General features: G+C 58.5%; 4 protein-coding genes. All 4 read right to left on the reverse strand.

The features are described from left to right. Positions 1-95: 95 nt before the first annotated feature. From HUW10_RS03950 to HUW10_RS03965, 4 genes are read right to left on the reverse strand one after another with little or no spacing between them, the layout of a single operon-like run. Entirely contained in the window at positions 96-3,428 is a 3,333-nt protein-coding gene (locus tag HUW10_RS03950; protein ID WP_174502310.1) for a Swt1 family HEPN domain-containing protein, read from the reverse strand. A gap of 3 nt (positions 3,429-3,431) precedes the next feature. Then, positions 3,432-6,257 (reverse strand): DUF1156 domain-containing protein, encoded by a 2,826-nt coding sequence (locus HUW10_RS03955; protein ID WP_174502311.1) that lies wholly within the window; start codon positions 6,255-6,257, stop codon positions 3,432-3,434. Further along, positions 6,241-10,464 (reverse strand): sacsin N-terminal ATP-binding-like domain-containing protein, encoded by a 4,224-nt coding sequence (locus HUW10_RS03960; RefSeq protein ID WP_174502312.1) that lies wholly within the window; start codon positions 10,462-10,464, stop codon positions 6,241-6,243. Before HUW10_RS03960 ends, HUW10_RS03955 begins: the two co-directional genes overlap by 17 nt. Then, positions 10,461-14,045: a helicase-related protein gene (locus HUW10_RS03965; RefSeq protein WP_174502313.1), complete on the reverse strand. Its 3,585-nt coding sequence runs from the start codon at positions 14,043-14,045 to the stop codon at positions 10,461-10,463. Before HUW10_RS03965 ends, HUW10_RS03960 begins: the two co-directional genes overlap by 4 nt. Position 14,046: the final 1 nt, after the last annotated feature.

Consider the following 14,046-nt stretch of genomic DNA (forward strand, 5'->3'; position numbering starts at 1 on the left):
TACAAATCGGAGGGTTTGTTAATCTGAGGTAAACCACCAGCGTCGCCATGACGGAGTGGAGTCACCGTCGGACTTCCAGCAAGCGATTTCACATTTTAGTCCTCCTCGAAGCCTTGGCTGGTGAACTTCAAGGTGCGGCTGTTCTCGGTCACCGTCCTGACGACGTTGTCCGGCGCACCGGAGGGGATTCTGGCCTCGATCTCAATGGTGACGGTGACCTCGGAGCCCACCAAGCCGACGAGGTGGGAAATCACCTCGTCTGCTATGCGGCCGGCGTCGCGGCCAACACGCGCTGAATCAACGACCACCGTGCCATGGAACCGCTTTGGCGTGCGGGCAACCGGCTTGCCTGGGGCGGGACTGTCGCCAGGCCTTGTCGGCCCTCCGCCGGGTTGGTCCTGCGTATCTCCCCCGTTCGAGGGTCCCGGCTTCGGTACTGCGTCGGCCGCTTGCTGTCGCACGGCGACATCTGGCTTAACCAGAACGCCGGCTAAGCCATCGACCGACGCGATGATCTGCTGGCCGCAACGCAGGCCGCGATAACGGTGCGCTACGTCGTCGAAGCTGTCAGCGTAGGCGAAAGACTCACTTTGCCACAGTAGTAGACTGAGCCCGTCCTGCACTGCCGCGGCGAGGACCTGGGAGTCTTTCAGCCGAGGTAGATACAGATATCGCGCGAAATCCTCTGCGAGCTGCTTGATCGGGACGTCATCGCCTCGCCAAAGTGGAATCCGGTCGAGCTCCATCCGCAAGCGGGTTCCGGCCAATGCCGGTACGAGAAGCTCCTCGTTGCGAAGCCGTTTGCTGGCGCGGACGGCAAGCGCGTCCTGGCCTGAGAGACGATAGGCGTGCCATTCGACGGGGGATTGCGGGCTACTTTGCGCCGGAACCAAGAGCCACTGGTAGGTTTCGGGAAGCCGGGCGACAACAGCGCCATCGGCGGACTTCAGCTGAGTTTCCGCTTGCTTCAACTGTTGAGGGTCGAGGTTCAGAGCTTCCTTTTCCAGGGTGATGGACTCCCAGGCGAGGTATCGGCGAACCGCTTCGTCAAGATCTTGCAACCGCGTTTGGTCGACCGCCAGGAAGGTCAGCATGTTTCTGAACAGTCGCGGCGCTGTACCGCGCGACTCCAGGATGGCCGTGGCTGCTGCTTGGGCTTTGTTCGCCGGATCCTTGCTGTAAGGGTGGTCGATGCTCAGCACCACCAGGCGAGCATCCATGTCGTCGGGCACATCAGCACCGGACTGCGGCAATGGATGGATTCGGCGGAACTCACCGGCGGAACGCAGATCGAGTCGCAGCCGGCGATCAATCTCCTGCACCACCGCGTCCGGATTCCGCTTCAGCTGCTCTGCGCGGTCATCCGCGAGCTTGGTGACCGTCGGTTGCGTCGAGTACCAGTACCGATTGCCGTCGTGATACAGATAGGTGGCGACCCCGCTCAGGCGTCGAAGTGCATCGCCAAACACAGCCGGCGACTCTCCTGGCATGACGCAGCCGAGTTTAACGCGCCGGTCTTCCAGGCCTCGGTGCGCCGCCTGCGTGAGCGGGGCCGAGCCTAAGTAGATAGCGCGCGCGACGCGCCGGCACGCCGCGAACTTGCCGAGATTGGGTACTTCGCCATCGAGACGAAGTGGCAACGAGCTTGGACCATCCACGTCCTTCTCGATAACGGGCACCCAGTTGTCCGAAAGATAACGCGTCAGCTCGAATTGGACCCGCGGATCATCGATCGAGATGTTTGCCGGCAGGATCATCGGGTTTCGGTCGCCCTTCTCCCAAAGGCTGTGGATCACTGCGGCCATGAGGCGCAGCACGCCACGCGTGCGTTGGAATTTCACCAAAGTCGACCAATCGGTGTAAAGCCGGTCGAAGATCTCAGGATGGATTGGGTAGGCGGCCTTGAGCCGCTTTTCGTACTCTGCATCGCGGCACTCAGTCGGGAATTCCTGATGTTGCGTCCGGTACAGATCCGCGAAGGCGCGCGCCACCACGTCTCGGTCTTTGAATTGCGCTGGATCTGTCATCGGCTCGAACAGCCGTCGCCGCACAATCTCGAAGCCTTCCTCCGCGCTGGCCGGCCGCCATGAAGACTCGACGCGGCCGACAACATTGCGGAGCCGATCAAGCGCCTCGCGTCCGCGCTGGCCGCCTACCTCGACATCGTCGGCTTTCGTGTGAGGCGACCCCGACGTATCCGAGGCGGGAAGGCTGATGACGAGCAAACAGTTATTCGCCAGCTTCGCCGACTCGGTCAGAACCTGGGCGAAAGTGAACTGGGTTTCGAAGCCGCCCGCTGGCAAGTCGGATTGATCGTGGAGCTGGCGTGCGTAGGCAACCCACTCGTCGATCAAGATCAGGCATGGCCCATATTCGACGAACAGCTCGCGCAGGACGTCGCCCGGGCTCGTTGCCTTCTCATCGTCGGCTTGGATTCGTGCAAACGCCTTTTTACCCCCTAGCTGCCAGGCCAGTTCGCCCCAGAGCGTGCGTACTACCGTGCCATCAGGCTTCGTTGAAGGGTTGCCGGGCGAGATTTTATTGCCCACCAACACAACGCGTTTCGCGGTCGGGAGCTTGGTGGCTCCCGCTTGGGTCATCACCGAGTCGATACCGGCGAGCTCCGTTGGCGCAATGCCCGAAAATAGGTGATAGAGCGCCAACATCGAGTGCGTCTTGCCGCCGCCGAAGTTGGTTTGGAGTTGCACTACCGGATCGGCGCCGTTACCCGAGAGCCGCTGCACGGCGCCAACCAGCATTCCCCTGAGACTCTCGGTCAGATATGTGCGGCGGAAGAATTCGACCGGGTTCTTATATTCGTCAGTCCCTTCGCCGAGATGAACCTGCCAGAGATCGGCAGCGAATTCGGCTTGTTGGTAACGCCCGCTGGCGACGTCCTTGTGCGGTGTTACGACCTCGCGCCAAGGCTTCAGGCTCCCGGTCACCTGGCTCTCGATGGCGGTCCCGGCACTCTTCCGCTTTTCACTCCGCATCTGCTCGTCGAAGATCAGGCGGCGTAGTTCCATTTTCATCTTGCCGACTTCGTCCGCCTGCGAGGCGGAAACGGCCGTGAGAAGGCGCGCGATTGAATCCAGAGCCCGATCAGCGTCATCACCGGAGAATGGCTCCTGATGCGCCCAGCGATTCCGATAGCCACGAGCTTCGCCGACGAGACCACGCTCAGCTGGGCCAAGGGTTTTGCGGAACACATCGTTCCAGCCATCCCACATAAGCTTCAACAGCAGCGCAGAATCCCATTGTGTGATGGGCTTGTCGCGAACGATCGGGTCTTCGGCCATTGCCTGAACAGCCGGGACAGCCTGACCGTTCTTCATGGCGCTCTTAACTTCACGCTCAACGAACGGCGCCAACCCGGCTTTAAGAAGCTCCAAGGCTTTGCCAACGCGCTCCTGATTTGTGATCGCCATGGCCTAAGCCCTCCCGAACATGTCAGGTTGTGTGGGTGACGGAACTGCTCTCTCCTCGCGAGCAAGTCGGGCGATTTCAGGCCACCCAAGGACGAGCGCGTTGTAGCCGACCGCCTCCTGAGAAAGCTTCTTTTTTTCGCTCAGTTTGAATAGGCGGTAAGCAAGGTCTCGCGCCGCGTCGCCGTTGGAACCCAATTGACGCAATAGTGCGGCGGTTGCCTCATCACCGGCGCCGAGGTGATGGTACAAACGGAGTAGGTGATGGGTCATACTCCAGACACTTATGCGGCGATCGCTCTGCGGATCCCATTCAGCTGATAGCTCATCGGGCCGAAGTAAACGAACATTTCCCGACCTGGAGAGCAGGATCCCTGCCTGCTGAAGACCAGACACCGACGTGACTTTAGCCTTGCTGAGTATTTCGGCATCGCCAAAATCTCCTTCTGAAAATCCGTATTGTTCATACCAAGCGATTGACCACCTGGTATCTGAATCAAATTCGTCTTCAACCTCGCTGAGCACCTCTGTTAGCGTCTGGTTAATAATATTGATTGCTGCTCTGATCGAAAGCTGCGTTCCCGAGCTTTCTAGAATGCGGCTGTAGCGGGAGTAGATGGCCATACCTGGACCAAGGGCGGCTTGGGCAAAATCGACGGGAGCGATGTTGCCTTGCTGCAGATGCCGCAATGCCGCCGGCAGCGTTCGCTTAAGTTCGTTGCGGAACTGGCTGCTCGCCGTTTGAGGTGCATCGCCTGGGCGGGGACGGCAAGCGAGTACAATGTAAGAGGCCAACGAGTTTGTACCCATCGACACCATGCGCCATTTTTGCGAAGCGCGCACTGGCCAAGTGCCTGTAATTTGAAACCCGCTTGAAATCAAAGCTTCAAGGAGCGTTTCCCAGCCGGTCGTGAGGTCGATGACACCGGAATCATTCAACTCTGCCTCTCCGTCATCGTCATCCTGCTTAAACGCATAGTAGACTGTCAGAGGAAAATTGTGATCCATGCGCGTCTTTAATTCTGTGAAAGCTTTCTTAAACCCCCCCTCGAAGTGCTCTTTAGCCTTGGTTTTATCACCTGCATACCGTTCAGCAGCAGCAGTTAGTTCCGTCATCTTTGGCACTAGTAACGTTGAAAACAGCTCTTTATAGAGCCCGCCGACGGTCTGACGCAGCCATACGTAAAAGAAGTCGCTTAGCGAAGCATACCCAATGTTATCATAATAAGGCGGGTCTGTACTGACCAGAAGGTTTGTAAATTTAAGTGCGCCGGATGCAGCGTCTATCTGATCGGCCGTGCCTGTCGTATTATTCACGACAGGAATCGTTTCGACGCAGTCCGCTACGTAATTTACGCACGTAATCCAACTGCCGATACCATCTCCCAGTAGGTTTGCCTCGGCAAAATCCCAAACCATCGGAATCGCTTGCCGCCCAAAAAGATTCATCACTTTTTGATTTGAAGGACTCCATCTGCAAAGAGAATTATTGAAATCGGCGGAACGGTCTAAGCCTAGACCTAAAAACGTAATAACGGCGTTGGAATAGGCGACAGCATCACCGTCCGATAAGCCGCCACGCAGCGCGTCTCGTCTAATGTTGTCTGCCGTGTCTCTAATTATGTTGCAGAGACAGCTTAGTCCAAGAAGCTGGCGGTTGGTGTAGTATCGCCTAAATTGGTCGAACCCATATGGTAGCCCGACTGCGTTGCCCGCAAATGTTCCCGAGGCGGGTTCAATTAGGATGTCTTCAGGTGGCTCTACTTGAGAAACATCAACATGTGCCTGGGTAGCAGGTAAATATATCCGTCCTCGCCGACCTTCACCAATAATTGCAACTAACCGATACTCGATCTTGTGCTCTTCCGCTTGCTCGTTGATATACCGATTTCCGATGATATCGCGTGTAAGAAGACACTCAAATGTGGCGCGTCCGGCTTTCAAACCCTTCGTTATGCCTGTACGGTCTTTTGGTTGACCTCGTCTTATTTCAAAGCGCCAACCTTCATTCTCGATAACAGGTTCAAGCCAGACCTCCGCACCCTTCTTGTTTGATAGCCAATAGGTGCTGCACAACGGAACATGCTTTCCCCGCACAGCCGGGTTCGGGCTAGCAACCGTACGCACCCATATCCATGCGATCACGTTTGCTTCGCCGCCGCCAAAATCCTTGGGCAGGCCGATTTTTGGATATAGATGTCCGATCCGTTCAACTGCGCGCTCACGAATAGTCGCGCCATAATGTCGGATGTCGGCGGCGAGGCCCTGTGTTCCCCGCCAAGCCTCGCCTCCGCCAATTCGATTGCGATCTTCTGGATTGGATGGCGGGTGGTCAAACCATCTCGGCGCAATCTCGAGATTGCACTTGTTCAAGAGCACCGCGACGGGATTTAAATCGCCAGCATGGGCTTCAAAGCCCAACCGATTGGCTTCTAGGGGTATTGATCCTCCGCCAGAGAACGGATCAAAAACGGCAGGCAGTTTCCCACCGCAGTGAGCCAGCATTTCTGCGGTAGCCTCGGCGTAGACCTCCGGAGCCGTGTGCAGTTTTTTCGCCATCATCCGACGCATAATGTCGAACAGCCGCTCCCGCTCAGCATTTTGATCTGTCTCGGTCGGCCACTTTTCGGGGTGCGATTCCGGGTCATCTACAACTGATGCGAACAGCACTGCACGTGCGGTTGGTAGCGGCAGGCGCGCCCACCATTGGTGAATGCCCTTCGGGTGCGGGCCAATTCCTGGCATTTTATCGTAAGCAGACGCGTCGTTGATCTCCGGTAGCGGCAGCGCCACTTCGATCAGTTTTTTTCTTGGGCTATTGCTGGTGGTCATGATCAAAAACCAATCGGTATGTGGCTGGGTAAAGGGTGAGTTCACCGCCGTCGCGCATTGCGCGCAGTCGCGCGCCTAGAACTTCGATGGGGTCACCCTGCGGAGTTGAGAGAATGAGAGCGTAGAGGTCCGGGAACTTTTCCATCAGGCCCCAGATGTCCGCCTCAAGCTGGAGCGGCTGCTGCTCCAGGCAGTGATCCTTGGGCAAATAGTGGTGGACGAGTTCGCCTTTCCCTGTCCGCCGCTCCCACGGAAAGCGGTTATCGTGCGCCTTGCCGATCCAACTTCCGTCGGCATGGAAGAAGCGCTCGTCGCTCTCCTTCTGATAGCCAAGGGATCGGGCAAACCGTTCAATCATGCTCGGCTTGGCGGGTCTCGGAGCGGGGCGCTCCCTTGGTGGCCCACTATCCGTCCCGTCCATCTCGTCTTGATGCTCGTCGAGCTCGTCGGTGGGTTCGGACGATGTTGCCGCCTCAGCCGCGTCGGCTGCTGGTGTGGCCGCTCCATCGGCGGGGCTTTCCGATGGGGGGATGCCATTGGGGCTTGGCTCCTCGCCCGGTTGTTGGGTGGCTGGCAATCCCGAGACCGGATTGTCATCTTCCGAAATCGTGGGGGCTGAGCGAAGGGTAAGCTTGAAATTTTCTTCTACGTATTCGGTCACGTCGTCGGCTGATCGGCCGAAACAATAGTTGAGTGCGGCAGTGACATCAGGTCGGCCAAAGACTTTCCCCAGCCGTTCCGGCACCAGCCGCGCGAGCTTCGCCCGCGGGAGCGGCTCGACGAATAACGTCCGGTCCAGCCACACGACCTCGGCAGGCTTTGGCGTTCCCGCTGGGGCGCCGTCGATATAGGGAATGATTTCCAGCGTCGGTGAGGTCCGCCACACAGTCCGGGCGAGATCCTCTGCGATGGTGCGTACTCGTTGAGTCTCACCTCCGTCATCAAGTTCAATCCGACAGAGTTCAGCACCCAATTGGGTGAGCCATGGATGCTTCTCTGGCGCCCCCGCGAACAGAGGGTCCTGTTGAAGCCGTTCCTCGATGCGGCTCGCAAGACGCGGAATATCGCCGAAGGGCAGCGTCTCCGTTATCTCCGCCGGCAACCGCTGGAAATCCGCGGTCTTCTGCTTCACCCATTCGTGCAGGTGGCTGTATTCCGTAAGGGTCTGCATCGTGAGCGCATATTCAAGCGTCGCGACCGGCACCCACTCGCGCGCCAGGTTCAACCAATGACCGCACTCGTGCCATATCCTGTTGGCATGGCGCGACATGAGCGCCCGCACCCGGCGCGCGTCGTCCTGGGATAGGGGCTTGCCGGTGGGAAGTTGCTTCAACCACTGAATGGCAAGGTCCGCGGTCGCCTGCTCGGCGACGCCGAGTTTCCGCCAAAGTGAGAGGTCCCGAACCGAGGTGCGAATGACGGCGGCGCCTGGCACATCCTCTTCATCGGAAGAGAGATACACACCCGGCAGTGTGGCCCAGCCAGCACCGTCGGTGAGGATGATCTTCTCCTCCCGAAACGCCTTCTTGATGTTCAGAAGATCGGCCGTGGAGCATGTGTCGACCATCTGGTCGAGACGCCGATACCATTTCTCGACCTCTTGCACCGGAGGCTTGGCGGATTGCGCCAGGGCGCGAAGGCAGTCCAGCAGCCGATCCGGCCCGGTGGGAGTGTCCCTGACGCCCAGCAGCGCCAGCAGCGGCCTGGTGGTTTCCCGGTCGAGCAGCCCATAAACGAAGAACTCGACGTCTATGAGCGACTCTGTCTCTGGCGTCCTTCGGAGCATCTCGGAAGGCTTGCGGAGGAAGCCTCGCGTGTCCGGCAAGCATGGGAGATCGCGGAACTTCAGAATCCACGTCGGCAGGAGCTCATCATAGCTTACCGCCCGGGTGCTTCCTGTCGTAGCGATCTGCACCGCGCGAGCGCCCGACGCCGCCGACCAGAAGGTGTCAGGTTGGGCGAGAATGCGATCGAGAACGCGACTCCAGAGGCGATCATCATCCTTCGCCGCGGCGGTCCATTGGCTCCAGAAGATATCGTCGAAGTCCCAATCCTCAACGATGAAACTCGAAGTCTTGTAGTGAAAAGTCGGGACGGACGATGATCCGCGCCGACGAAGTTCGGCTTCGATTCTCTGCCGGCCATACACGTCGATGCGTTTTTGTTTGAGCGGGGCACATTCCAGCAGGCCAGAGCGCCCCGACGAGATCCATCGCCGCCATTCCTCGGCGGTGCACGACGTGAAATCTTTCGAATAGTCGGGATGAAGGAGATGCTCTGCGCACCAGACTTTCGGCAGGAGGGATTCCAGAGTCCCATCTCGGTCGAAAAGAACAACGTGGGCGCGCGACCTCAACCGACGATCGTTCGACGCAAATCTGAAGGACTCGCCCGCTGATGCGCCCAGCTTTGCGGCAATTTGGGCAAGCTGGACGCAGTTTGCGAGGGTGCTCGACCCCTGTCTGAAAAATCCGGCGGCGACCTGATCGACGACCTTGCTGACGTCGCTGGACTCCTCAAGGCCGAGAGCCTTTAGCACGGCCTGCGCGGCGCGGGCCTCTTGGTCGAGTTCGGCATCTTCAGCGCCTTCGGTGGACCTGCGCTGCTCCGTAATGAAGCGCGTCCAATTTTGGTTCAGCACAAGCAGGTGAGCGGACAGAAAATCCCAATCTTCTTCCGACTGAAGAAGGCGCTTTTCGCCCAATCGCACGACCTCGCCAGCCGAATAGAGAACGTTCTTGCCCTGAGCCGGCAATATGCGAAGCTTCGATCGATTGGCCGTCATGCGCCAACCGGTGACGTCCGGCGCGACGTACGCCCATAATTTCAGAAGGCGGCGCCAGGTTTCCGGCCTGGGAAGATGCTTCGATTGGAGGGCAGCGAGGACCTGTTCCTTGCCTATGCGCTCCACAACGCCCCATTGCACCAGCTTTTCGGAATCGGCACCTGACACATGCCGGGACAGCGCAGGTCGGCCAGCACTGTCGAGGAGAGAAGCGACCTGCTCGGCCGGCCAGACGTCGAACATCTCCTCGGGGAAGATGACGCTCTGTCCGCCGGGTCTTAGCTCGCTATCGTTTGTGAGCAGAAAGGCTTGGCCTGCGATCGCGTTATCGAAGGTCTCTTCCACCGTCGTCGCGCACGTTCCCTCAAGCGAATTGTCATCACGATCGACATCGGGGAATAGCTCGTAGGCCCGGGACCGCTCGACTAGGCTTGCATTGGGGTCGCGCAGCCATCGAAGCATCACAGTTGCCGCGAGCGACCCGACGCGCTCCAAGAGCCACCGATTTGTCGGGGATGTCTCCGGATCCTTGATCTTGAGGCGTGCGGGGTCCTGGATGAACGGAGCGTTACAGGCGAAGGGCAGCGAAGTCTCCACCCCTGTGGGCAGCACGACGTAGAGGCGTCCCTTGGCGCCAAGTACGATCTCGACCTTGCAGGCGGGGAAGTCTGCCTCCTGGTCCGCGCCGAGCAGCCGCTCCTGCCGGATTTCCGACATCGCGTCGGCTGGAAAAGTCTCGTCCGCGGATCGCGCGATCAGATACGCATCGTCAGGTTTGTCATGCAGGGCCATCCACTCGGTATCAGTGACTGGTCCAGGACCCATGCTGCCCCAATGCATTTCATGTTCGCCGATCCGCAGACGACGAATGTGTTTGAAGAAGAGAAGGGAAACTGGGCTCTTGAGCCATTCCTCAAGGTTCTTCTCGACCTCTCGCTCGCGATGAGCGTCCACGATTGGTACATGAACCTCGGTATGGCGGGGCAGTGAAGCGGCACCGTTGATCCACTTCGGCTCGGTAAACCGTTGGCGCTCGAAAGCTACCGAGAGTGTAGGTGACAGGAGACGAACCGTGTCACCGAGACTGAACGTGCTCTTGAAGCCAATCCCGCGGAAACCGATCGTATGCAGCGCGCGCTTGTTGGAATAACCGAACCGGCACAGCGAAGCGAAATGCTCCTCGGCAAAATCCTCGCCGTCATGGGTGAAGATAAAGCAATGGTCCTCAATGCGCACCGCCGCTTCGGTCGCGCCAGCGTCGTCTGCATTTTGCAGCAACTCCGACAGAATGTGACGAGGACTCTGGACCTGCTTGAAGAGCTGATGCCAAGGTCCGGCGAGTTCGGGATCGCTTTCCAGCTGGTCCCAACGTCTCGCTGCACGCTCACGTATCCCCTCGAAGTAATGCGGTCGCCCGATCATCTGGGCGGCTCCGCGCGCGCAATCAGCTCAGTAAAGTTGTAGTTGACACTGGTGACACCGAAATCTGGCTCGCGCTGGAACGGCCTGCGGACATAGTGAAGCCGATGGTCGTCACCATCAAACTCGACGACAGCGAGAATGAATTCGTCGGGCTTATTGAGCGAGTATAGGATCTCATTTCGAGTTACGGTGATCGTCGCCGCACCGGACACGCGCCCCTTTACCTCGATGAAGCGAAGCCGGCCGGTGCCGGGAATCCGACTTTCAATATCGTAGCCAAGTTTCTCCAGTTCCCGATCGGTCGGTTCGAACCCAAGACTACGCTCCACTTCCATCACGATCTGACGAGCTCGTGCGGCGGCAGCCTGTGTGTCCCGGGACTCCGTGAAGGTAGGCGGCCGATGCCCGGTCATCGCGGCGACCAAACCGGCTGGCACGACCAGAAGCCCGCCAAGCACGACAGGTGGCAACGGAGAGATCTGCCGTTCGTGCTTTATCTCTTCCATTCGCTTTTCAAGACGGCCCTGTAGGGCGTCCGCGCGTTTTCGGGCCTCTCCGGAGTTCAGCCGCGCATTTATTTTTCCGGATTGTTCCTGAAGCTTCAGCTGTTCAGCGCGGTGATCCCAGTAGCTGATCTCCTTCGTTAGCCTGTCTTTGACAGCGGCCTCAGTCTTGCTGAGCAATTCCAGCTTGCGTGATCGGACCTCAGCGAGATGCTCCGGTACGACGTTGGCGATGGCATATCCCTGTGCCTTTTGCTCGATTTCACGACCGATCCATGCAGACTCGGGCCGGGCGAGGAAGGCGTCCACGTTCGGTTCTCCGTCCTGGAGCGGCCGATAGTCGAGATAGGGTGCGTAGTTGAGATGCCGCGCTTGCCCTTCTGCGTCGATTTCAACATAGAGCATTCGCTTGGATACGATCCGCCGGTCCCCACTTCGCGTGATGCCCGCGTCTTGAATTGCATGTTCGAGAAAGAACAGGACGCGTGGGCTCAAACCGGGATCGCGGTCGTCAACCAAGACCGTTCCTCGGCGCAGCAGATCGCGGTGTCGTTCCAGCGTGAGGTCGATGGCTGCATCGAGAAGGGGGTGCCCGGGACAGACGAAGGCAGCCAGTGCCTGACCCTGCGGGGCTATCAGCGATTTTTCAAAAGCTATGCGCTCGTAACGGGGCAACACCGGTTCGCCGAATCCAATCAACCGATCGCGATTGCGTATCGGTGCCGGGACATGGGTGACCTCATATCGCCGCGGCTCGCGCTGCTTCGCGTTGCCGCCGAGTTGCTTGAAGGCTTCAAGGAAGAAAGATTCGATATAGTGGGGCTGAAGGCGGCGCGCTTCGGCGCGTTCCATCTCCTCCCGAATGCGATGGACTTTAGTCACGTCCATCGAGTCGTGCGCCAGGGCGCGCTCCTCTATTAAGTCTCGAAGCTGGGCGCGATCGAGGGCGTTGTCGACCGCCTGCGTGAGCCTGGCCCGCACCTCAGGCAGATCGCCGTAGCGGATGGCTTCGATAAGCAGCTCTCGCAGGGGACGTCCCTCGAATTGGAGCTTGCCCAAGACATCAAAGACCTGTCCTCCCAGAGCTTTGCGGGCATGCTCCAGCTTTTCAAGGAGCTTACGGTAAACGTCTCCCTCACGGGTTCCTTCGGCGATGAGGTTCCAAAGATGACACACTTCGGTCTGGCCGATCCGATGGATTCGGCCGAAGCGCTGCTCCAGGCGGTTTGGATTCCACGGCAGGTCGTAGTTCACCATGAGATGGGCACGCTGGAGATTTATGCCTTCACCAGCGGCGTCGGTCGCAAGGAGCACTTGCACTTCGGGGTCGTGCCTAAATGACTCCTGAGACTTCATCCGCTCCTCGCGACCCATACCACCATGGATCATGACAACCGACTGTTTGCGGCCAAGAAGGGTTGTTATGCGGCCTTGCAAGTAGTTCAGCGTGTCGCGGTGTTCGGTGAACAGCACGAGCTTCTGCGTTGGAGACGGGGTCGGCTTCGATACCGAACGAACGCCGGCATCATAGGGGGGCCGCTCCTCAGCCAGTTGGTGCGCAACGGCGGCCGGCGTGAATATCTCGGATAGAAGGTTCGCAAGCTCGCGCCACTTTTTGTCTTCGCCACTGCGCCGAATCGAGTGCGCCAGGGCCTCAAGCCGCTTCAGGGTTTCAATCTCACTTCGAAGTTCGGCGATGCTCCGCGCAGCGGTCGCTTGGTCGAGTATATCTTCTTCGACCGCCTCCACTTCGCTGTCAGGGGCCTCCTCGAGATCCTCAACATCTTCTGCGTCCAGCGCAGGCGCCGCCGACGCTAGAGCCGGCGCCACCTCACCCCCGCGTTGAAGCAGTTCCAGCTCTCTAAGCCGGCCTTCCAATCGTTCGCGGCGCCGCCTCAGAGACTGGTGGATCGCTTCTGGCGAAGACGCGAGGCGCCGTTGGAGAATGGTCAGCGCGAACCCAACGGTGCCAGCGCGCTTGTCATTCTCAAGAGCTTCCGCGCGATTAAACTCCTCGCGCACGTAGTCAGTGACTTCCTTGTAGAGCTGAGCTTCTGGGTCAGAGAGCTTGTAGGGGACCGTGTAGGCAATGCGTTCGGGAAACAGGGGTGTACCATCGAACTTAAGCAGGTTCTCCTTGACCATCCTTCGCATTAGATCGGAAACATCCGCGGCATGTACGCCATCACGGAACCGACCCTCGAAGCGGTCACCATCGAGGAGCGCCATGAATAACTGAAAATCTTCTTCCTTTCCGTTGTGCGGTGTTGCGGTCATCAACAAGAAATGTCTTGTCAGTGTGCCGAGTAATTGGCCAAGTTTGTAGCGTTTGGTGTATTTTATCTCTCCGCCGAAAAACGTAGCGGACATTTTATGTGCTTCGTCGCAAACGATCAGATCCCAGCGGCAATCAGGGGCTTGAAGCTTCTGCTGAACGTCTTCATTTCGCGAGAGCTTATCAAGCCGCGCAATCACCAGATTGTTTTCGAGGAACCAGTTTCCCGTCCGTGCAGCTTCAAGCTTGTCGTTTGTCAAGATATCGAAAGGCAAATGAAAGCGTCGATACAGCTCGTCCTGCCATTGCTCGGCGAGGCTGCCAGGACAGACGACTAGGCAGCGGTGGAGATCACCTCGCGCAATCAACTCCTTCATCAAGAGGCCCGCCATGATCGTCTTGCCGGCGCCGGGGTCGTCAGCAAGCAGAAACCGCAGAGGTTGGCGCGGCAGCATGGATTCGTACACAGCGGTAATCTGGTGCGGTAGAGGCTCTACAACGGATGTGTGAACAGCCAACACGGGATCAAAAAGATGGGCGAGCCGAATACGCTGCGCCTCCGAGACGAGCCGGAAGAGCTTGCCATCACCATCAAAACTCCAGGGTCGGCCCAATTCTACGACTTCAATTCTAAGCTCATCATGCCTGTACAGAAGTTCGTTTGCGACTTTGCCCTCGGGTGTTTTGTAGGTGAGCTCAAGAGCGGCCGAGCCGTGCCATTGAACATTGACAACGGTGACCAGCCCGTTTGGCAAGATACCCCGGATGGACGCGTTGGGTTTCAGGTCTTCGAGTTGTGCCATT

This window comes from Acidiphilium sp. C61, from assembly GCF_905116885.1.
Taxonomy (GTDB): Bacteria; Pseudomonadota; Alphaproteobacteria; order Acetobacterales; family Acetobacteraceae; genus Acidiphilium.